Annotated in this window: 18 protein-coding genes and 1 riboswitch; of the genes, 8 read left to right on the forward strand and 10 right to left on the reverse strand. The window is 70.8% G+C overall.

Translation table 11 applies throughout. From position 1 onward, the window contains the following. Positions 1-167 precede the first annotated feature (167 nt). From CP969_RS25510 to CP969_RS25525, 4 genes are all read left to right on the forward strand, one after another. Positions 168-1,148, forward strand: coding sequence for a tetratricopeptide repeat protein (locus CP969_RS25510; protein WP_004983605.1), 981 nt, complete (start codon positions 168-170; stop codon positions 1,146-1,148). A gap of 78 nt (positions 1,149-1,226) precedes the next feature. Beyond that, on the forward strand, positions 1,227-1,877 hold the full coding sequence (def, locus tag CP969_RS25515) for a peptide deformylase (RefSeq protein ID WP_004983603.1): 651 nt from the start codon (positions 1,227-1,229) through the stop codon (positions 1,875-1,877). A gap of 292 nt (positions 1,878-2,169) precedes the next feature. Then, entirely contained in the window at positions 2,170-3,255 is a 1,086-nt protein-coding gene (cyc1, locus tag CP969_RS25520) for an epi-isozizaene synthase (protein WP_004983599.1), read from the forward strand. Next, positions 3,252-4,622 carry a bifunctional albaflavenone monooxygenase/terpene synthase gene (locus CP969_RS25525; protein ID WP_016824674.1) on the forward strand — a complete coding sequence of 457 codons (1,371 nt, stop codon included), beginning with the start codon at positions 3,252-3,254 and terminating at the stop codon, positions 4,620-4,622. The genes cyc1 and CP969_RS25525 overlap by 4 nt, the downstream gene beginning before the upstream one ends. A 22-nt stretch (positions 4,623-4,644) precedes the next feature. Here CP969_RS25525 and CP969_RS25530 read toward each other — a convergent pair whose 3' ends face one another. Further along, positions 4,645-5,607 carry a helix-turn-helix domain-containing protein gene (locus CP969_RS25530; RefSeq protein WP_016824673.1) on the reverse strand — a complete coding sequence of 321 codons (963 nt, stop codon included), beginning with the start codon at positions 5,605-5,607 and terminating at the stop codon, positions 4,645-4,647. A gap of 93 nt (positions 5,608-5,700) precedes the next feature. Here CP969_RS25530 and CP969_RS25535 point away from each other — a divergent pair, with 93 nt between their 5' ends. After that, positions 5,701-5,985 carry a hypothetical protein gene (locus tag CP969_RS25535; RefSeq protein ID WP_050793763.1) on the forward strand — a complete coding sequence of 95 codons (285 nt, stop codon included), beginning with the start codon at positions 5,701-5,703 and terminating at the stop codon, positions 5,983-5,985. Positions 5,986-6,022: 37 nt separating this feature from the next. Here the strand turns inward: CP969_RS25535 and CP969_RS25540 are convergent, their stop codons facing one another. The 6 genes from CP969_RS25540 to nagB form a co-directional block, all read right to left on the reverse strand. Then, positions 6,023-7,042, reverse strand: coding sequence for a ribonucleotide-diphosphate reductase subunit beta (locus CP969_RS25540; RefSeq protein WP_016824671.1), 1,020 nt, complete (start codon positions 7,040-7,042; stop codon positions 6,023-6,025). After that, positions 7,042-9,435 (reverse strand): ribonucleoside-diphosphate reductase subunit alpha, encoded by a 2,394-nt coding sequence (locus tag CP969_RS25545; RefSeq protein ID WP_026084882.1) that lies wholly within the window; start codon positions 9,433-9,435, stop codon positions 7,042-7,044. The genes CP969_RS25540 and CP969_RS25545 overlap by 1 nt, the downstream gene beginning before the upstream one ends. Before the next feature lie 124 nt (positions 9,436-9,559). Continuing rightward, positions 9,560-9,700, reverse strand: a riboswitch (cobalamin riboswitch). Between the two features lie 461 nt (positions 9,701-10,161). Then, positions 10,162-11,790: a monocarboxylate uptake permease MctP gene (mctP, locus tag CP969_RS25555; RefSeq protein WP_004983587.1), complete on the reverse strand. Its 1,629-nt coding sequence runs from the start codon at positions 11,788-11,790 to the stop codon at positions 10,162-10,164. Beyond that, positions 11,787-12,053 carry a DUF3311 domain-containing protein gene (locus tag CP969_RS25560; protein WP_078495353.1) on the reverse strand — a complete coding sequence of 89 codons (267 nt, stop codon included), beginning with the start codon at positions 12,051-12,053 and terminating at the stop codon, positions 11,787-11,789. Before CP969_RS25560 ends, mctP begins: the two co-directional genes overlap by 4 nt. Before the next feature lie 172 nt (positions 12,054-12,225). After that, entirely contained in the window at positions 12,226-12,990 is a 765-nt protein-coding gene (locus tag CP969_RS25565; protein ID WP_004983583.1) for a GntR family transcriptional regulator, read from the reverse strand. Between the two features lie 174 nt (positions 12,991-13,164). Continuing rightward, a complete protein-coding gene (nagB, locus tag CP969_RS25570) occupies positions 13,165-13,950 on the reverse strand; it encodes a glucosamine-6-phosphate deaminase (RefSeq protein WP_016824668.1) in 786 nt (261 codons plus the stop codon). A 408-nt stretch (positions 13,951-14,358) separates the two neighbouring features. On the opposite strand from nagB, the gene CP969_RS25575 reads away from it, so the two are divergent. Together CP969_RS25575 and CP969_RS25580 are read left to right on the forward strand one after the other, a co-directional pair. Continuing rightward, positions 14,359-15,024, forward strand: coding sequence for a TetR/AcrR family transcriptional regulator (locus CP969_RS25575; protein WP_016824667.1), 666 nt, complete (start codon positions 14,359-14,361; stop codon positions 15,022-15,024). Positions 15,025-15,372: 348 nt separating this feature from the next. Continuing rightward, positions 15,373-16,836: a sensor histidine kinase gene (locus tag CP969_RS25580; protein WP_016824666.1), complete on the forward strand. Its 1,464-nt coding sequence runs from the start codon at positions 15,373-15,375 to the stop codon at positions 16,834-16,836. A gap of 252 nt (positions 16,837-17,088) precedes the next feature. Here the strand turns inward: CP969_RS25580 and CP969_RS25585 are convergent, their stop codons facing one another. Together CP969_RS25585 and CP969_RS25590 are read right to left on the reverse strand one after the other, a co-directional pair. Continuing rightward, positions 17,089-17,346, reverse strand: a complete 258-nt coding sequence (locus tag CP969_RS25585) for a WhiB family transcriptional regulator (protein WP_003992873.1) — start codon at positions 17,344-17,346, stop codon at positions 17,089-17,091. A 319-nt stretch (positions 17,347-17,665) separates the two neighbouring features. Then, positions 17,666-18,634: a diacylglycerol/lipid kinase family protein gene (locus CP969_RS25590; protein WP_004983571.1), complete on the reverse strand. Its 969-nt coding sequence runs from the start codon at positions 18,632-18,634 to the stop codon at positions 17,666-17,668. A gap of 118 nt (positions 18,635-18,752) precedes the next feature. Here CP969_RS25590 and CP969_RS25595 point away from each other — a divergent pair, with 118 nt between their 5' ends. Continuing rightward, entirely contained in the window at positions 18,753-19,193 is a 441-nt protein-coding gene (locus tag CP969_RS25595; protein ID WP_004983568.1) for a hypothetical protein, read from the forward strand. 7 nt (positions 19,194-19,200) lie between these two features. Here CP969_RS25595 and CP969_RS25600 read toward each other — a convergent pair whose 3' ends face one another. Beyond that, entirely contained in the window at positions 19,201-20,325 is a 1,125-nt protein-coding gene (locus CP969_RS25600; RefSeq protein WP_004983567.1) for an RNA polymerase sigma factor SigF, read from the reverse strand. Positions 20,326-20,333 lie beyond the last annotated feature (8 nt).

Genomic DNA, 20,333 nt, shown 5'->3' on the forward strand with positions numbered 1-20,333 from the left:
AGCGGGGCCGGGGCCGCGAACGGGACTGTCTGACCCCGCCCGGGGCTGGGTAACCCATGGGTAATGAGCGCCTCTCCGGCCGTACGTGGTTGGATGCGAAGAAGAGGGTGTCCGGGGGCGCGGAAAGACACAGCCAGCCCACCGCACGGAACTGGCAGGCGGGAATCGTGAGGATCTTCGGCAAGGGACGGCACCGGCCCTCCGCCTCCTGGCGGCAGGCCACGGACCGCGCGTTCACGCTCATCGGCGACGGTCGGTACGAGGACGCGGGCGCGCTGCTGACACGGGCCGCCGATCTGGAACCCTGGCTGTCGGAGTCGTGGTTCAACCTGGCGCTGCTGCACAAGTTCCGGCACGACTGGGAACAGGCGCGCGCGGCCGGCCTGCGGGCCGTCGCGCTGCTCGACCGCGACACCGGGGCTCCCGACTGGTGGAACGTCGGCATCGCCGCCACCGCCCTGCAGGACTGGCCGCTGGCCCGGCGGGCCTGGCAGGCCTACGGGCTCAGGATCCCCGGCCCGGCCACCGACTCCGGCGAGCCCCTCGGCATGGACCTGGGCAGCGCGGCCGTGCGGCTCTCCCCGGAAGGAGAGGCCGAGGTCGTGTGGGGGCGGCGGCTGGACCCCGCCCGGATCGAGGTGCTGTCCATCCCGCTGCCGTCCTCCGGGCGCCGCTGGGGCGAGGTCGTGCTGCACGACGGCGTGCCCCACGGGGAGCGGAGCACGGCCGCCGGACACACCTACCCGGTCTTCGACGAGATCGAGTTGTGGGCGCCCTCCCCGGTGCCGACCTGGGTGGTGCTGCTGGAGGCCGCGTCCGAGGCCGACCGGGACGCCCTGGAGCAACTGGCCTCCGACGCCGGTTTCGCCGCCGAGGACTGGTCGTCCTCCGTACGGCTGCTGTGCCGGATGTGCTCGGAGTCCCGGATGCCGTCCGACGAGGGCGAGGGCGAGCACCTCGACCCGCACGACCACAGCGAGCCGGGGCACCCGGGGCCGCTCGGCCACCGCACCGACGGGCAGCTGTGGGTGCCGGAGCGGGAGTGCGGCGTGGCCGCGCCGGCGTCGCTGGTCCGGGGTCTGCTGGACGGATGGGTGGCGGACAGCCCGGACTCACGGGACTGGCGGGACCTGGAAGAGGTCTGCTAGCGCGCGGGCCCGCGCACCGGTCGCCGTACCCTGTATCAGCACCACACCCCATGTTTTCCAGGAAGGCATACGTCGGTCATGGCTCAGCAGGACACCGATCAGCAGCACGCGGGCGTGCTCCCCGTCGACGACGAGGGGTACGTCATCGACACGGAGGACTGCGAGGAGCGCGAGGCCGCCTACCGCGAACGCGGCACCTCCCGTCCGATCACGGTCGTCGGGAACCCGGTGCTGCACAAGGAGTGCAGGGACGTCACGGAGTTCGACGACGAGCTGCGCAAGCTGGTCGACGACATGTTCGCCAGCCAGCGCACCGCCGAGGGCGTGGGCCTGGCCGCCAACCAGATCGGCGTCGACCTGAAGGTCTTCGTCTACGACTGCCCGGACGACGAGGGCGTGCGCCACGTCGGCGTGGTCTGCAACCCCGAGCTGGTCGAACTGCCCGCCGAGAAGCGCCGGCTGGACGACAGCAACGAGGGCTGTCTGTCGGTGCCCACCGCGTACGCTCCGCTGGCCCGCCCCGACTACGCCGAGGTGACCGGTCAGGACGAGTGGGGCAACCCCGTCAAGGTACGCGGCACCGGCTACTTCGCACGGTGTCTGCAGCACGAGACCGACCACCTCTACGGCTACCTCTACATCGACCGGCTGTCCAAGCGGGAACGCAAGGAGGCGCTGCGGCAGATGGCCGAGAACGAGCCGCGCTACCCCGTGGTCGCCAACGACTGACGTCCGGCCACCGGGGCGGGAACCCCTTCACACACGGCGTCCGACCGGGCTTGCCCCCGGATCGGGCGCCGTTCGTCTGTCCGTCATGTGTTCGATGCCTTGTCGGCCCGCCCTGAACCGGAATCGGACACACCAGGGGAAACCCCGGCATCCAGGAGCGGTGGAAGAGGCAAATCCATTCCCAGAGCGGTCAGTTGTGGTGCTGAATAGAGGTACGGGGATGCGCACCGGCGCACGCGCGGCACGGGGGGACGGGCGCGCGGCGCAACCGGCGGCTGAGAGGGGATTGTTCGTGCATGCTTTGTCACACGGCACCACATCGACACCGACCACCATCGCAGTTCCACCGGCGCTGTCCCTCCCGGTGATCGAGGCGGCGTTTCCCCGACAACTCCACCCGTATTGGCCAAAGCTCCAGGAGACGACCCGCACGTGGCTGCTCGAAAAGCGGCTCATGTCGGCCGACAAGGTGGAGGAACACGCCGACGGGCTGTGCTACACCGACCTCATGGCGGGCTACTACCTGGGAGCCCCCGACGAGGTCCTGCAGGCGATAGCGGACTACAGCGCGTGGTTCTTCGTCTGGGACGACCGGCACGACCGCGACATCGTGCACGGCCGCCCCGCCGCCTGGCGGAGGCTGAAGGAGCGGCTGCACTCGGCCCTCGACAACCCCGCCGGCCACCTGGGTCACGAGGATCCGGTGGTGGCGGGGCTCGCGGACAGCGTGCGGCGGCTGTACGCGTTCCTGCCCGGCACCTGGAACGCCCGGTTCGCGCGGCATTTCCACGCGGTGATCGAGGCCTACGACCGGGAGTTCCACAACCGCACGGAGGGAATCGTCCCCACCGTCGAGGAATACCTGGAACTTCGCCGGCTGACCTTCGCGCACTGGATCTGGACCGACCTCCTGGAGCCCAGCGCGGGATGTGAACTGCCGGATCCGGTGCGGAAGAACCCGGCCTATCGGAAAGCGGCGCTGCTCAGTCAGGAATTCGCCGCCTGGTACAACGACCTGTGCTCGCTGCCGAAGGAAATGGCGGGCAGCGAGGTGCACAATCTGGGAATCAGTCTCATCACGCACGAGGGGCTGACACTCGAAGAAGCGATCGCGGAAGTGAGGCGTCGCGTCGAGGAATGCATCAGTGAATTCCTGGACGCGGAACAGGAGGCCTCACGGTTCGCCGACGGACTCGACGACGGCACGGTGCGAGGAAAGGAGACGAGCGCCGCCGTGCGCTCCTGCCTCGGCAACATGCGGAACTGGTTCAGTTCCGTCTATTGGTTCCACCACGAGTCCGGTCGGTACAGGGTCGACAGCTGGGAAGACCGGTCCACGCCCCCGTACGTCAACAACGAAGCGGCAGGTGGGAAATGACCGTCGAGTCGGTGAAACCCGGAGCGTCCCCGACGGCCGGACCGCGCGTTCCGCCGGTGGCCGGCGGAGGCGTCCCCCTCCTCGGCCACGGCTGGAAGCTGGTCCGCGACCCGCTCGCCTTCATGACCCGGCTGCGCGACCACGGTGACGTCGTGCGCCTGAGACTGGGGCCGAAGACGGTGTACGCCGTCACCACCCCCGCCCTCACCGGGGCGCTGGCGCTGAGCCCCGACTACATCATCGCCGGACCGCTGTGGGAGTCCCTGGAGGACCTGCTCGGCAAGGAGGGCGTGGCCACCGCCAACGGCCCGCTGCACCGGCGCCAGCGACGCACCATCCAGCCCGCCTTCAGGCTCGACGCCATCCCCGGCTACGGCCCGATCATGGAGGAGGAGGCGCACGCCCTGACCGAACGGTGGGCCTCCGGGCAGATCGTCGACTGCACCTCCGAGTCCTTCCGGGTCGCCGTGCGCGTCGCGGCCCGCTGCCTGCTGCGCAGCCGGCTCATGGACGAGCGGGCGGAGCGGCTGTGCGCCGCCCTCTCCACCGTCTTCCGCGGCATGTACCGGCGGATGGTGGTACCGCTCGGACCGCTCTACAAACTGCCGTTCCCGGCCAACCGCGAATTCAACCGGGCATTGGCCGATTTACACCTCCTCGTCGACGAGATCGTGGCCGAGCGCCGCGCATCCGGTCAAAAGCCGGACGATTTGCTGACGGCATTGCTGGAGGCGAAGGACGACAACGGCGACCCCATCGGGGAACAGGAGATCCACGATCAGGTGGTCGCGATACTCACCCCCGGCAGCGAGACGATCGCATCCGCGATCATGTCGCTGCTCCAGGTGCTCGCCGCGCACCCGGAACACGGGGACAAGGTGTGCGACGAAGTGGAAGCCGTGACCGGTGGGCGCCCCGTGGCATTCCAGGACATCCACCGGCTCTCGCACACCTGCAATGTCGTCGTCGAGACAATGCGGCTGCATCCCTCCGTCTGGATTCTGACCCGCCGGGCGGTGACCGACACGGAACTCGGTGGCTACCGCATTCCGGCCGGGACGGACATCATCTACAGTCCGTACGCGATCCAGCGCGATCCGAAGTCGTACGAGCGCCACCTGGAGTTCGACCCCGACCGATGGCGTCCGGAACGCTCCAAGGACATTCCGAAATACGCCATGCGCCCCTTCAGCGTGGGCAACCGCAAGTGCCCGGGCGACCACTTCTCGATGGCCATGCTGACGCTGATCACGGCGACCCTGGCCGCCCGGTACCGCTTCGAGCGGGTGGCCGGCTCGGACGACGCCGTGCGCATCGGCATCACCCTGCACCCGAACCGGCTGCTGCTGAGGTCGATCACCCGCTGACCCCGCGTCCGTCGGCGGGCGTTCAGGCGGCCTCGGGCCCGCGGAACGTCCGCCGGTAGGCGTGCGGCGTGGTCCCCACGGTGCGGACGAAGTGGTGGCGCAGGGCGGCGGCGTCGCCGAAACCGGTGCGGCCCGCGATCGCGTCCACCGTCTCGTCCGTCGCCTCCAGCAGGCGCTGGGCCAGCAGGACGCGCTGGCGCAGGATCCAGCGGTAGGGCGTGGTGCCGGTCTCCTGCCGGAAGCGGCGGGCGAAGGTGCGCGGGGACATGTGGGCGCGGGCGGCCAGCTGTTCGACGGTGACCTCCTCGTCGAGGTGCCGCTCCATCCACACCAGTACCTCGGAGACGGTGTCGCCCCCGGACTGCGGCAGCGGGCGTTCGATGTACTGGGCCTGGCCGCCGTCGCGGTGCGGGGGCACCACCATCCGCCGGGCGATCCTGTTGGCGACCTCCGGGCCCTGCTCCTTGCGCACCAGATGCAGACAGGCGTCGATGCCGGCGGCGGTGCCGGCGGAGGTGATCACCGGGTCCTCGTCGACGTAGAGCACATCCGGTTCGACGCTCAGATGGGGGTACCGCCTGGTCAGGGCCTGGGCATGACGCCAGTGGGCGGCGGCGCGCCGGCCGTCGAGGAGCCCGGCGGCGGCGAGCACGAACACCCCGGAGCAGACGCTGAGCACCCGGGCGCCCCGGTCCACGCCCCGGCGCAGGGCGTCCAGCAGCTCGGGCGGGAAGTCCCGCGACTCATAGCGGGAGCCGGCCGGTACGGCGATGAGGTCCGCCGTCTCCAGGCGCTCCGGGCCGTGCTCCACCTGGAGGGTGAAGCCCGTGTTGCTGCGCAGCGTGCGGCCCTCGGCCGAGGCGACGGCGAAGTCGTAGGCCGGCAGGCCGTCGTCGCTGCGGTCGACGCCGAAGACCTCGCAGACGACGCCGAGTTCGAAGGGGTTCACACCGTCGAGGAGGACGGCGGCCACGTTCCGGAGCATGGTTCCAGTGTGCCTCGCCGTTGGCAGTAAATCGAGGGTGTGCGGCAGTCCTGCCACTGCCGGTAAGGAGTGTGCGGCGCGACAGTGGTGTCCATGGATACGACACGCATGGAAGCACTGCTCGGCGCGCTGGCCGTCCTCGGCCTGCTGGTCCTGATGGTCCTCCCCGCCGTGATCGGCATCGTGCACGACCGGCGGATCGACCGGCAGCTCAGGCAGGCGGAGGCCGGCCGCACCACCGCGCCGGGCGGACGCGACGTCCCCGCCGCGCCCGCCCGCACGACGCGGGACGCCACGCCGTCCCGCGCCCCGCGGGACATCACTTCGTCTCGCACCCCGCGGGACGCCACCTCGCACCGCACCACGCGGGCGGCGTGAGGCGAGGTGGCGCCCGGTCGGCGCCCCCGGTGGATCCCTAGAAGTCCTCGTCCAGGTCGACCGTGCCCTCCACGGCGACCTGGTACGCGGACGGGCGCCGCTCGAAGAAGTTCGTCAGCTCCTGGACGCCCTGGAGCTCCATGAAGGAGAACGGGTTCTGGGAGCCGTACACCGGGGCGAAGCCCAGCCGGGTCAGGCGCTGGTCGGCGACGCACTCCAGGTACTGCCGCATCGACTCGGTGTTCATGCCCGGCAGCCCGTCACCGCACAGGTCGCGCGCGAACTGCAGCTCCGCCTCGACCGCCTCGCGCAGCATGTCCGTGACCTGCTGCCCCAGCCGCTCGTCGAACAGCTCCGGCTCCTCCTTGCGGACGGTGTCGACCACGTCGAAGGCGAACGACATGTGCATCGTCTCGTCGCGGAAGACCCAGTTGGTGCCGGTCGCGAGGCCGTGCAGCAGGCCCCGGCTGCGGAACCAGTAGACGTAGGCGAACGCCCCGTAGAAGAACAGCCCCTCGATGCAGGCGGCGAAGCAGATCAGGTTGAGCAGGAAACGGCGGCGGTCCGCCTGCGTCTGAAGCCGGTCGAGCTTCTCCACCGAGTCCATCCACGTGAAGCAGAACTCGGCCTTCTCCCGGATGGAGGGGATGTTCTCCACCGCCGCGAAGGCGGCCGCCCGGTCGTCCGGGTCGGGCAGATAGGTGTCCAGCAGGGTCAGGTAGAACTGGACGTGGACCGCTTCCTCGAAGAGCTGACGGCTCAGGTAGAGCCGTGCCTCGGGGGAGTTGATGTGCTTGTACAGCGTCAGCACGAGGTTGTTCGCCACGATCGAGTCACCGGTGGCGAAGAAGGCCACGAGCCGGCCGATCAGGTGCTGCTCGGCGGGGCTCAGCTTCGCGAGGTCGGCCACGTCGGAGTGGAGGTCGACCTCCTCCACGGTCCAGGTGTTCTTGATGGCGTCCCGGTAGCGCTCGTAGAAGTCGGGGTAGCGCATGGGGCGCAGCGTGAGCTCGAAGCCCGGGTCGAGCAGGTTCTGGGTACGGGTGGTGCGGGTCATCACTGGCAGGCCTCGCAGGACTCGGGGTTCTCAAGGGAGCAGGCGACGGCCTCGTCGGGGGTCGGCTGCTGGACGGGGACGGTGGTCTGGGTCTGGGTCTGGGCCTGGGGCTGGGCCTGCGCGGCGCGGGCGATGCGGGTCGCCGGGCGCGAACGCAGGTAGTACGTCGTCTTCAGGCCCTGCTTCCAGGCGTACGCGTACATCGAGGAGAGCTTGCCGATGGTCGGCGTCTCCATGAACAGGTTCAGTGACTGCGCCTGGTCCAGGAACGGGGTGCGGGCGGCGGCCGTGTCGATCAGCGAGCGCTGCGGGATCTCCCACGCCGTGCGGTACAGCCGGCGCACGTCGTCGGGGATCCAGGCGAAGCCCTGCACCGAGCCGCCCGCCTCGCGCAGCGCCTCCCGGGTGCGCTCGTCCCACACGCCCAGCCGCTTCAGGTCGCTCACCAGGTACGAGTTGACCTGGAGGAACTCGCCGGACAGCGTCTCGCGCTTGAACAGGTTGGACACCTGCGGCTCGATGCACTCGTACACGCCCGCGATCGAGGCGATGGTGGCGGTGGGCGCGATGGCCAGCAGCAGGGAGTTGCGCAGACCGGTGGACGCGATCCGTCCGCGCAGCGCGGCCCAGCGCTCCGGCCACGTCAGGTCCACGTCGTAGTGGTCGGGGTGCAGCACGCCCCGGGCGGTGCGGGTCTTCTCCCAGGCCGGCAGCGGTCCCTTGTCCTCGGCCAGGTCGGCGGAGGCCTCGTACGCGGCGAGCATGATCCGCTCGGCGATCCGGGTGGACAGGGTCCGCGCCTCGGGCGAGTCGAAGGGCAGGCGCAGCTTGAAGAAGACGTCCTGCAGGCCCATCGCGCCGAGGCCCACCGGACGCCAGCGGGCGTTGGAGCGGCCCGCCTGCTCGGTCGGGTAGAAGTTGATGTCCACGACCCGGTCGAGGAACGTGACGGCCGTGCGGACGGTCCGGTCCAGCCGCTCCCAGTCGATGTCGCCGGCCGCCGTGTCGACGAACGCGCCGAGGTTGACCGATCCCAGGTTGCAGACCGCCGTCTCCCCGTCGTCGGTGACCTCCAGGATCTCCGTGCAGAGGTTGGAGGAGTGGATGACGTGGCCCGGGGTCGCCGTCTGGTTCGCCGTGCGGTTGGCGGCGTCCTTGAAGGTCATCCAGCCGTTGCCGGTCTGCGCGAGGGTGCGCATCATCCGGCCGTACAGCTCGCGCGCGGGGAGGGTCTTCCTGGCCAGCCCCTTCTCCTCGGCGGCCCGGTACGCCGCGTCGAACTCCTCGCCCCACAGGTCGACCAGCTCCGGCACGTCCGCCGGGGAGAACAGCGACCACGGGCCGTCGGCGTCCACCCGGCGCATGAACTCGTCCGGCACCCAGTGCGCGAGGTTCAGGTTGTGCGTGCGGCGGGCGTCCTCACCGGTGTTGTCGCGCAGCTCCAGGAACTCCTCGATGTCCGAGTGCCAGGTCTCCAGGTAGACCGCCGCCGCGCCCTTGCGCCGCCCGCCCTGGTTCACGGCGGCGACCGAGGCGTCCAGCGTCTTCAGGAACGGGACGATGCCGTTGGAGTGCCCGTTGGTGCCGCGGATCAGCGAACCGCGCGAGCGGATGCGGGAGTAGGACAGGCCGATGCCGCCGGCGTGCTTCGAGAGGCGGGCCACCTGGTGGTAGCGGTCGTAGATGGAGTCCAGCTCGTCCTTGGGGGAGTCCAGGAGGTAGCAGGACGACATCTGGGGGTGCCGCGTACCGGAGTTGAACAGGGTGGGGGAGGAGGGCAGGTAGTCCAGGCGGCTCATCAGCCCGTACAGCGCGGCGACCTCGTCCACCGACCGGACGCTGTCGTCCTCGGCGAGACCGGCGGCGACGCGCAGCAGGAAGTGCTGCGGCGTCTCGACGACCTTGCGGGTGATCGGGTGCCGCAGCAGGTACCGGCTGTGGAGGGTGCGCAGGCCGAAGTAGCCGAAGCGGTCGTCGGCCCCGGTGTCGATCAGCGCGTCGAGCCGGTCCGCGTGCAGCCGGACGAACGCGGCGGTGCGGTCGGCGATCAGGCCCTCGCGGTGCCCGGTCGCGACGGACCCGGTGAACGACGTGACGCCCTGCGAGGCGGCCTCGGCTCGGATGCCGATGGTCAGCAGCCGGGCGGCGAGCCGGGAGTAGGCGGGGTCCTCGGAGATGAGCCCGGCCGCGGCCTCGGTGGCCAGCTCCCGCAGCTCCGTCTCGTCGGCGCGGGCGGACCGGCCGCGCAGCGCGGCGGCGGCGACCCGGCCGGGGTCCGCGTCGGGCAGGTCGGCGGTCAGCTCGGTCAGGGTCCGCAGCAGCGCGGCACCGGGGCCGTCGCTCCGCTCTGTCACGTCGACCGCTGAAGCCGGATCGGCTGGCGCGATGGTCACGTGGGGCTCTCCCTCGCTCGGCACGGAGGCCTCGTCGAGGGCAGGGGGCAGCACACGAGCGCACGCGGCGTCGCGTCCACCGGCCCATTCCACGAGGCCCGGACGTCAGGGCACCCGGACCGGACGGCCGGGCGCACTGTCGGCAGGTCCTCGGACTGAAGCCCGTGCGCGTCCGCGGGATGACGCGGGCACGCACAAGTACACCGTTGCGGGACAGTTCCGGATTCGCACCGGATTCCCCTGCGGCGACAGCGAGCATGAGCATACATCTTGTGCCGGGTGCTGTCGGCAGGCCCATATCTTGTGTCTCGGTGGTGTCGGAGTGTCAACGCATAGGCGAGAAGCGTGAGGTCGTCCGGATACGGGAGGGGGTTCCGGCGGACACGGAAGGGGGTTCCGGCCGCGCTCGGGTGCGAGGGGGAGGCCCGGCCGCTCGTGGACGCGGTGGGCGGGGCGCGTGGTGCGCCGGCTCGACAGCACGCCCCGGGCACGGCCCTCGGCCGCCACCCGCTTCGCCCCGTCCCCCGGCTCGCCAGGGCGGGCACCGCTCCTCCCGGAGCCGCGCGGCCCGTCCCGGAGGCAGGCCCGCGCGGTGCTCCCACCGAGTTCGCCGTGCCCGCCCGGCTCCACCGGCCGGACGACGGCGTCCACGGGGGCGGGTGCGCCCGACGGGTACGACAACGGGCCGCCGGATCCCCCCGGCGGCCCGTGGCCCTGAGCGCGGCGTCAGTGCGCGCTGCCCGCCGTGGCCGGCGGAAGCTCCACCTGGACGCCCGGGTCGCCCGCGTCCGCCGTGTAGTCCTCCGGCTTCGTCCGGTCGATGCCCTCGGGGGCCTTGACGGCCTTCAGGACGAAGGTCAGCACGACCGTCACCAGGACGTTGATCACGAAGGCGGTGAGACCGATGTAGCCGATCTCGCCGATGCCCGGGATCTCCTTCGCCGAGCCGCCGAAGTGCTTCTGCGTCGGCGAGGCCACCCCGTAGGCGGCGACCGTGCCGTAGACCATGCCGACCGCCCAGCCCGCGAGCAGCGCCCAGCGGTGGAACCAGCGGGTGAACAGGCCGCCCACCAGCGCCGGGAAGGTCTGCAGGATCCAGATGCCGCCCAGCAGCTGGAAGTTGATGGCGACCGTCTTGTCCATGGTCAGGACGAAGGCCAGCGCGCCCACCTTCACCAGCAGGGAGACGATCTTGGAGACCTTGGTCTCCTGGGCCGGTGTCGCGTCCGGCTTGAGGAAGTCCTTGTAGATGTTGCGGGTGAAGAGGTTCGCCGCCGCGATCGACATGATCGCCGCCGGCACCAGCGCGCCGATGCCGATCGCCGCGAAGGCCACGCCCGCGAACCAGTCCGGGAACATGTCCTCGAACAGCTGGGGGATCGCCAGCTGGCCGTTCTGCACCTCCACGCCCGCCGCGATCGCCATGAAGCCCAGCAGCGCCAGCAGCCCCAGCATCAGCGAGTACAGCGGCAGGATGGTGGTGTTGCGGCGGATCACCTCACGGCTGCGCGAGGACAGCGTCGCGGTGATCGAGTGCGGGTACATGAACAGCGCGAGCGCCGAGCCCAACGCCAGCGTGGCGTAAGTCCATTGGCCCGCCTCGCCCGGCACCAGCGCACCGCGCGGCGCGCCCGTGGCCGGGTTGGTCTCGTTGTACGCCTCGCTCGCCTTGGCGAAGATGTCGTCGAAGCCGCCCAGCTTGATCGGGATGTAGATGATCGCCACCGCGATCACGAGGTAGATCAGCGTGTCCTTCACGAACGCGATCAGTGCGGGGGCCCGCAGACCCGACGAGTACGTGTACGCCGCCAGCACGCCGAAGGCGATCAGCAGCGGCAGGTCCTTGACGAACCAGTGGGTGCTCTCACCGCCGCCGACGCCCATCACGTCCAGCACGGCCTGGATGCCGACCAGTTGGAGCGCGATGTACGGCATCGTCGCCAGGATGCCGGTGAGCGCGACCGCCAGCGACAGCCCCTTCGAGCCGAACCGGCCGCGCACGAAGTCGGACGTGGTCACATAGCCGTGCTTGTGCGACACCGACCACAGCCGGGGCAGGAAGGTGAAGATCAGCGGGTACACGAGGATCGTGTACGGCACGGCGAAGAAGCCCGCCGCGCCCGCCGCGTAGATCGCCGCCGGCACGGCCACGAAGGTGTACGCGGTGTACAGGTCGCCGCCGAGCAGGAACCAGGTCACCCAGGTGCCGAACGACCGTCCGCCCAGGCCCCATTCGTCGAGGCTGTGCTCGTTCGCCGCCTTGCGCCAGCGCGCGGCCAGGAATCCCATGACCGTGACGAGCGCGAAGAAGAAGACGAAGACGGCGAGTGCCACGCCGTTGACACCGTCGTTCACCGCCCCGCACCGCCCTTCGAGGCCCTGCGGGCGCGCTGGTCACGCTGCCACAGCTTGTACGCGACCATCGTCAGCGCGGTCGAGAGGACCACCCATAACATCTGGTACCAGTAGAAGAACGGGATGCCGATGACGACGGGGTCGGTCTTCGCGTACGACCCGACCCACAGCATGGCCACGAAGGGTGCGACGAGACAGAGGGCGATGACGACGCGCACGGGCGTCACCACCGGCTCCCTGCCGGTTCCTGGGGCTTGCGACATCAGACGGTTCCGTCCCCTCACTGATCACCGGCGATCGTGCGCAGGAAATCTAGAGGAGGGGGTGGTGCGGTCGTAACCCCTCGTCGACATCGGGGTGCGGCGAATGCCGCGCGGCCGGGCGGCAGCAGCAGCGAAATCCCCGCCGACCGCCTGCCGCGCAGGAGGCCCGGCCTCAGTCCTGCGGTCGCTTCAGCCGCGCGACGAACTTGTACCGGTCGCCCCGGTACACCGACCGCACCCACTCCACCGGCTGCCCGTCCCGGTCCAGCGAGTGCCGGGAGAGCATCAGCATCGGCAGACCGACGTCCGTGCCGAGCAGACCGGCCTCGCGCGGGGTGGCCAGCGAGGTCTCGATGGTCTCCTCGGCCTCCGCCAGATGGACGTCGTACACCTCCGCGAGGGCGGTGTAGAGGGACGTGTACTTCACCAGACTGCGGCGCAGCGCGGGGAAGCGCTTCGCGCTCAGGTGGGTGATCTCGATGGCCATCGGCTCGCCGTTGGCCATGCGCAGCCGCTCGATGCGCAGCACCCGTCCGCCCGGCGTGATGTCGAGCAGTCCGGCGAGCCGGTCGTCGGCGGTGATGTAGCCGATGTCCAGCAGTTGCGAGGTGGGCTCCAGCCCCTGGGCGCGCATGTCCTCGGTGTACGAGGTGAGCTGCAGGGCCTGCGAGACCTTGGGCTTGGCGACGAAGGTGCCCTTGCCCTGGATGCGCTCCAGGCGTCCTTCGACCACCAGCTCCTGGAGGGCCTGGCGCACGGTGGTGCGCGAGGTGTCGAACTCCGCCGCCAGGGTGCGCTCGGGCGGGACCGAGGTACCGGGGGGCGCCGTCTCGGTCATGTCGAGCAGATGCTTCTTCAGCCGGTAGTACTTGGGCACGCGCGCCGTACGGACCGCAGTTCCACCCTCGTTCTCCGCACTGCTGACGTCGGTGCTCATGCTCTGCCTTCCCGGCTCCGCGTGCCGAAGCGGCCGACACCCCATCGACCACGGCTCACATCGTGGCACGGTCCGGGGCGTGGTGTGCCCCGTACCCTCCGTGATCCCCTCTGTATACCCCCGGGACCGGGGCTGGTCTAGTCCACGACCGGCCCCGGCTCGTGCGGCCGGGGCTCAGAGCCCCTGCCACTCCGGCTTGCTGGCGTAGGTGCGCCGGAAGTAGTCGGCGAACTTCAGCTTGGAGGCGGCCGCCTCGTCGACGACCACCGTGGCGTGCGGGTGCAGCTGCAGCGCGGACGCCGGGCACACCGCGGCCACGGGTCCTTCGACGGTCGCGGCGATGGCGTCCGCCTTGTTCTCCCCGGTGGCGAGCAGCACCAGGTGGCGGGCCTCCAGGATGGTCCCGATGCCCTGGGTGATGACGTGGTGCGGGACCTGGTCGACGTCGCCGTCGAAGAAGCGCGCGTTGTCGGCCCGGGTCTGTTCGGTCAGCGTCTTGATCCGGGTGCGCGAGACGAGCGAGGAGCACGGTTCGTTGAACCCGATGTGCCCGTCCGTCCCGATCCCCAGCAACTGGAGGTCCACACCGCCGGCCTCGGCCAGCTCCCTGTCGTACGCCTCGCACGCGCCCTGCACGTCCTCGGCCGCGCCGTCGGGGCCCAGGAAGGCGTCCATCCCGATCCCGAGCGGCTCCAGCACCTCGCGCCGGAGCACCGAGTGATAGGACTCGGGGTGGTCGGCGGGCAGTCCCACGTACTCGTCGAGTTGGGCGATGCGTGCGCGCGAGACGTCCACGGCGCCGTTGCGCACCTTGGCCGCCAGCGCCTGGTAGATGGGCAGTGGTGTGGAGCCGGTGGCCACGCCGAGCAGGGCGTCGGGCTTGCGTCGCAGGAGTTGCGCCATGGCCTCGGCGATGAGTTCGCCGCCGGCCTTGGCGTCCGCAACGATGACAACTTCCACGCTGGACCTGCCGATCTGAGAGGAGGGCTCGACTGGAACTGGCCCCGGAAGGGACCATGTGGTTTAGACCAATCAATCTAGCAGAGCGGATACCGCCTTCCCAGGTGAGTGGCGGTGCGGGCCCCTTGTGGGCCCCCTTCAGCATCCCAGGGCCCGGCCCGTGCCGCGGACCCGGGTCCGCGCTCCCCGGCGGGGTCTCCGCCCGCCCTCGCCGCGTGTGCCGTCCCGCCCGCAAGTGCCTTCACGCCGACGCCCCCTTTTGATTTCCCTAGTGGCCGCTACAGAAAAAACCGTACGACGGGCCCACCGGCTTTTTCTAGTGCTCGCTATAAAATGCACTCCGCGGAGGGACGGCGAACGGGCCGTCGACGAACGGGGCGGACGTGTCCGGTGGGTGAGGAGGGGCGGATGAGGAGTGACGAAGGCGCCGGACGGAGCGGGGCCGCCCGTGCCGGAGCCGGGCCCGCGCGCAGGCCCCGCGGCCGCCCCCGCTCCTTCGACCGGGAGACCGCACTGGAAAAGGCGCTCCTCGCCTTCTGGGAGCACGGCTACGAGGCCACCTCGGTCTCCGACCTCACCCGCGTCATGGACATCGGCGTCCCGAGCCTCTACGCGGCCTTCGGGGACAAGCGCTCCCTGTTCGACGAGGTCGTCCGGGTCTACGGCGCGCGGTACGGCTCCTTCACCGACCGCGCCCTCGCCGAGGAGCCCACCGCCCGGGCCGCCGTCGAGCGGGCGCTGCGGGAGGCCGCCGCCGTGTACACCGCACCCGGCCGTCCGCACGGCTGCCTCGTCCTCCACGCCGCCGCGAACTGCTCGAACCCCGAGGTCCGGCAGTCCCTGCGGGAGCGCCGCAGGGCCGACATCGCCGCGCTCGAGCACCGGATCCGGGACGACGTCGCCACCGGAGCGCTGCCCGCGGACACCGACGCCGGCGCGCTCGCCCGGTACACCGGGGCGGTGATCCAGGGCATGTCGCAGCAGGCGCGGGACGGAGCGAGCCGGGAGGAACTGGAGTCGCTCGCCGAAATCGCCGTGTCCGTCTGGCCCCGCGCGGGAACCCCCACGGGTTAGGCTGCGTGGTGGACGCCCGTGCCGTCCGGCCGGACGGCACGACGGCCGAGGACGTGCCGTCGATATGCAGCGTTCCACCCATGGACACCAGTAGTGGTCTAGTCCACAATGCGTAGCAAGACACACAGGCCTGCCTTCCCCGCACAGGAAGGCGGATCGAGGACCCGGAGCTCTCTGCCCTGACTGCCCCGGTTCCTCACCGCTCGGCCGACCGGGACCGCACACCCCACGGCCGACGTTGCTCCGGGCTGCGGTGCCGGGAGGGTTGAGGGTCCCTCCCAGGCGCCGCGGCCCGCGGGTGCCCTTCGGGGTGCCGCGACCCCGGGTACGCTCGCTGACGTGCCCTCCATGAACGAACTCGTACGCCAGCACACCGCTCTCGACGACACCGACCTCGAGTGGCTCCACCTGCTGGTCTCGGAGTGGCAGCTGCTCTCCGACCTCTCCTTCGCCGACCTGGTCCTGTGGGTGCCCACCCGCGACGGGACCCGCTACGTCTCCGTCGCCCAGATGCGGCCGAACACCGGCCCCACCTCGTACCAGGACGACATGGTCGGCCACCTCGTCCCGCGCGGCCGCCGGCCCATGCTGGACGCGGCCCTGGACGAGGGCCGGATCGTGCGCGAGGGGGATCCGGAGTGGCGCGAGGAGGTCCCGGTCCGTGTCGAGTCCATCCCCGTCCGGCGTGAAGGCCGCGTCCTCGGCGTGATCGCGCGCAACACCAACCTCCTCACCGTGCGCACCCCGAGCCGGCTGGAGCTCACCTACCTCCAGAGCGCCTCCGACCTCGCGCAGATGATCGCGGCCGGTGCCTTCCCGTTCGCGAACCAGCAGCTCGACATGGACGCCCTGCCCCGTGTCGGTGACGGGCTGATCCGGCTCGACGCCGACGGCATCGTCCAGTACGCCTCCCCGAACGCCCTGTCCGCCTACCACCGGCTGGGCCTGGCCGCCGACCTGGTCGGCCACCACCTCGGCCGAACCACCGCCGAGCTGGCCCCTTCCCGCGGACCGGTGGACGAGGCGCTGGCCAAGGTCGCCAGCGGCTGGGCGCCGCGCGAGTTCGAGATCGAGGCCAACGGGGTCATCCAGTTCCGGGCGATCCCGCTCAAGCCGAAGGGCACGCGCATCGGGTCCCTGGTCCTCCTCCGCGACGTGACCGAACTCCGCCGTCGTGAGCGCGAGTTGATCACCAAGGACGCGACCATCCGGGAGATCCACCACCGGGTGAAGAACAACCTCCAGACGGTGGCGGCACTGCTGCGTCTGCAGGCCCGGCGGATCGAGTCCGAGCGCGGCCGTGAGGCACTGGAGGAGGCGGTGCGCCGGGTCGGGTCCATCGCGATCGTGCACGAGACGCTCTCCCAGAACCTCGACGAGCGCGTGGAGTTCGACGAGATCGCCGACCGCGTCCTGGCGATGGTCGCGGAGATCTCCCCGGGCAAGGTCACCGGCCGGCGCACGGGCCGCTTCGGCATACTCGACGCGGAGGTCGCCACTCCGCTGTCGATGGTGCTGACCGAGGTCCTGCAGAACGCCCTGGAGCACGGCTTCCGCGAGGGCGAGACCGGCACCGTCGAGGTGTCCGCGGTCCGCGGCGGCACCACGAAGGAGGCCCGTCTGCTGGTCACCGTGCAGGACGACGGGGTGGGGCTGCCCGAGGACTTCGACCCGCACACGGCCGGCAACCTGGGCCTGCAGATCGTACGAACCCTGGTGGAGGGCGAGTTGGGCGGCACCTTCGACATGGTTCCGGCCCCGGACCGGGGGACCCGGGTGATCCTCGACATCCCGGTGCGGTCGGGCAAGTAACCGAGCACCCGCGGACCGAGGGCGCCTGGCGACCCGTCAGGCGCCGAAACCGGCGCGGCGCACCGGACGCACGCGGACAGCGAAGAGCCCCGGACCGGTGGAACGGCCGGGGCTCACGCTCATGCGATGGGGTCACCCCCTGCTCGAGCGAAGTCGAGAGCTCGGGGGGAACTGCGCGCTGCGGCTCGGGGCGGGAGATGCGTGCGCGCTGCACGCGCCGCCAAGCTCAGGCTGTCAGCAGGGGCAGGGGTGTCAGGCGGAGGCCTGACGGGCCCGGTTGCGGGCGGCGCGGCGCTTCATCGCGCGACGCTCGTCCTCGCTGAGACCACCCCAGACGCCGGAGTCCTGACCGGACTCGAGCGCCCACTGCAGGCACTGCTCGATCACCGGGCAGCGACGGCAGACGGCCTTGGCTTCCTCGATCTGCAGCAGCGCGGGACCGGTGTTGCCGATGGGGAAGAAGAGCTCGGGGTCTTCCTCGCGGCAAACGGCGTTGTGACGCCAGTCCATGGCTGCTACCTCTCCTTGGTATTACTGCGGGGTTGCTTGTGAATGTGAACGCTTTCACGAATCCCTCAACAAGTGAAGGGCCGACTGCCAGGGTTCCTGGCGTGGTCCTTGGGTGTGAAGAGGGGTTCCGGTGATCTGTGGAGGCCGATGTAGTGGGCCGTCCCGATCGCCATGTAGAGACTCGCAAACCTCGGCGGCGGATACAACCCCTTCCGGAAAGTTTTTTTTGATTCTTCGGTGTCGACTAGGTCACAGCCGTACTTCCATGGGGTGGATCCTGGCCTAAACGTTCGAGTGAAAGGACTTTGGCCCTTTCTGCTCACACAATCACACGCAGTGCACGGCGTACGCCTGTGAACGTCACGCTGGTACGCAGCCCCAGGTGGTCACCGTCCATCTGAAGAGGCAGTGGCACCTTCGAATGCAAGGTGAACTGCGTCAGATCGTGCCGGGAGACGGCGTGCCTGCCGTGCGGGCCGCGCTCCGGGGACGAAGCGAGCAACTGGGTGCCATACCGGGCAACCGCGGCGGTGGAGAGCCGGCTCAGGCCGAAGATGTCCAGGCCCGTGTCGAACGAGGCCTCGGGCGACGCGTAGATCGGGCGATTGCCGAGGAACGTCCACGGCGAGGTGTTCGAGACGATGGAGAGCACCAGATCGGTGACCGGGTCCTCGCCCGGCTGCTCCAGGGTGATCATCCCCTGCCGGCGGTGCGGTTCGCCGAACAGCTGGCGCACCACCTGGCGCACGTACAGCGCGTGGGTGGACTTCTTGCCGCGCTCGCGGTGCTGCTCCACCCGGCCGACCACACCGGCGTCGAAGCCCAGCCCCGCGTTGAAGGTGAACCAGCGGGCCGGCACCGCCTCGTCCTCCGAACCCGGGGTTCCCGAGGTCAGGCCCAGGCCCACGGTGCGTTCGCGGCCCTCGCGCAGCGCGTCCAGCAGGGCGCCGGTGGCCTCCACGGGATGGTTGGGCAGCCCCAGGGCGCGGGCGAAGACGTTGGTGGAGCCGCCGGGGACCACGGCGAGTCCGGGCAGGTGCTCCGGGTCGGGTCCGGCGTGCAGGAGTCCGTTGACGACCTCGTTGACCGTGCCGTCACCGCCGAGGGCCACGACCAGGTCGACGTCGTCGCTCTCCGCCGCCTGCCGGCCCAGGTCGCGTCCGTGGCCGCGGTACTCGGTGGTGACCGCCTCCAGCTTCATCTCGCTGGCGAGCGCGTGGATCAGTACGTCGCGCGTGCGCGCACTCGTGGTGGTTGCCGCCGGATTGACCACGAGAAGTGCACGCATGACGTGCAGGGTACCTACTGGGCGGTACCGGGCACAGGCCGAGGTGCGGGATCGGCCGGGGACAGGGGGCGTGAACCTCGGCACGGGGGGCGGGTGCGGCGAGGGCTACCCTTCAGGGGTGAGCAGTGAGCAGACCTCCACCAGTCCGGACACCACCGGCCCCCGCCCGCGCCGTCTGACGTACGCCGCGGCGCTGGTCGCCCTGGAGGGGCTCACGCTGGTGGTCGGCGGCGTCTGGATGCTGGTCCTCGGCATCACGGGCGAGCCGGACGACCGCCAACAGGCCGTCACCGGCGGGGTGACGCTGATCGTCCTCGCGCTGCTGCCGCTCATCGCCGCGCGGGGACTGCTCGGCCGACGCGGCTGGAGCCGCGGCCCCGCCGTCATCACGCAGCTCATGGCGCTGCCGGTGGCCTACACCCTGCTGAAGGCCGACAGCGTGGCCATCCCGGCCGGCATCGCGCTCGCCGTGGTGGCCGTCACCGCGCTGGTCCTGCTGCTCAACCCCGAGACGACCCGGGCCCTCGGCATCCGGGGGCCCGGGAACGCCGGGAAGTAGCGCCTGCTCACTCCTCCACGAGCAGTTTCTCCCGCAGCTGGGCCAGGGTGCGGGCCAGCAGCCGGGAGACGTGCATCTGCGAGATGCCGACCTCCTGCGCGATCTGCGACTGGGTCATGTTGCCGAAGAAGCGCAGCAGCAGGATCCGCTTCTCGCGCGGCGGCAGATCCTCCAGCAGAGGCTTGAGCGACTCCCGGTACTCCACGCCCTCCAGCGCCTCGTCCTCGGCGCCGAGGGTGTCGGCGACCGCCGGGGACTCGTCGTCGGTGTCGGGGACGTCCAGGGACAGCGTGGAGTACGCGTTGGCGGACTCCAGGCCCTCCAGGACCTCCTCCTCCGAGATGGCCAGCTTCTCGGCCAGCTCGTGGACCGTGGGGGAGCGGCCGTGCAGCTGCGAGAGCTCGGCCGTGGCCGTCGTCAGCGCCAGGCGCAGCTCCTGCAGCCGGCGCGGTACGCGCACCGCCCAGCCCTTGTCGCGGAAGTGCCGCTTGATCTCGCCGACGACCGTCGGGGTCGCGTACGTCGAGAACTCCACGCCGCGGTCCGGGTCGAAGCGGTCGACCGACTTGATCAGCCCGATGGTGGCGACCTGGGTCAGGTCGTCCAGCGGTTCGCCGCGGTTGCGGAAGCGGCGCGCGAGGTGCTCGACGAGCGGCAGATGCATGCGGACCAGCTGGTTGCGCAGTTCCGCGTACTCGGGGCTGCCGTCCTGCAGCGAGCGCAGCTCGAGGAACATGGCGCGCGCCCCGCTGCGGTCCTGCGCGTCGTGTGCGTTCCGGGGGCCCGGTGTGCTTCCGGCGCCCCGGGCGCTCGGCGCCCGCGGCGCCTCGTCCTCGGCGTGTCGCTCGTGCTCGCTCATCGTCCCGCCCGTCGTCGCCCTTCCCCGAGCGCTCGCCTCGTCCCCCGCCGCCGGCTTCGCTCGGGCGGGGGCGTCCCCGTGGCCGGGAGCGACCCCGGCCGATCCGCCCGGAGGCGTGCCCCGTGCGGCACCGCCGGGCTGCCCGCCGCCCGTGGAGCCGGCCTCCACGGCGTCGTCCTCCGGGTGTGGCCGGGCCTGCTCGGGGATGCCGTCGATGCCGTCCGGCACGCGCTCGGCCGGCAGCTCCCTTGTGCCGCGTTCTTCGTCCCGCACCGGCCCGT

Origin of the sequence: Streptomyces viridosporus T7A, assembly GCF_008704515.1 — a bacterium.
In the GTDB taxonomy this organism is placed as follows: Bacteria; Actinomycetota; Actinomycetes; order Streptomycetales; family Streptomycetaceae; genus Streptomyces; species Streptomyces viridosporus.

What these genes read in the sequence shown, in the direction of transcription:
- def (WP_004983603.1), top strand. Translation starts at nt 1,227, where the DNA reads ATGGCTCAGCAGGACACCGATCAGCAGCACGCGGGCGTGCTCCCCGTC.
- CP969_RS25525 (WP_016824674.1), top strand. Translation starts at nt 3,252, where the DNA reads ATGACCGTCGAGTCGGTGAAACCCGGAGCGTCCCCGACGGCCGGACCG.
- CP969_RS25530 (WP_016824673.1), bottom strand. Translation starts at nt 5,607, where the DNA reads ATGCTCCGGAACGTGGCCGCCGTCCTCCTCGACGGTGTGAACCCCTTC.
- CP969_RS25535 (WP_050793763.1), top strand. Translation starts at nt 5,701, where the DNA reads ATGGATACGACACGCATGGAAGCACTGCTCGGCGCGCTGGCCGTCCTC.
- CP969_RS25540 (WP_016824671.1), bottom strand. Translation starts at nt 7,042, where the DNA reads ATGACCCGCACCACCCGTACCCAGAACCTGCTCGACCCGGGCTTCGAG.
- CP969_RS25560 (WP_078495353.1), bottom strand. Translation starts at nt 12,053, where the DNA reads ATGTCGCAAGCCCCAGGAACCGGCAGGGAGCCGGTGGTGACGCCCGTG.
- CP969_RS25565 (WP_004983583.1), bottom strand. Translation starts at nt 12,990, where the DNA reads ATGAGCACCGACGTCAGCAGTGCGGAGAACGAGGGTGGAACTGCGGTC.
- CP969_RS25575 (WP_016824667.1), top strand. Translation starts at nt 14,359, where the DNA reads ATGAGGAGTGACGAAGGCGCCGGACGGAGCGGGGCCGCCCGTGCCGGA.
- CP969_RS25580 (WP_016824666.1), top strand. Translation starts at nt 15,373, where the DNA reads ATGAACGAACTCGTACGCCAGCACACCGCTCTCGACGACACCGACCTC.
- CP969_RS25585 (WP_003992873.1), bottom strand. Translation starts at nt 17,346, where the DNA reads ATGGACTGGCGTCACAACGCCGTTTGCCGCGAGGAAGACCCCGAGCTC.
- CP969_RS25590 (WP_004983571.1), bottom strand. Translation starts at nt 18,634, where the DNA reads ATGCGTGCACTTCTCGTGGTCAATCCGGCGGCAACCACCACGAGTGCG.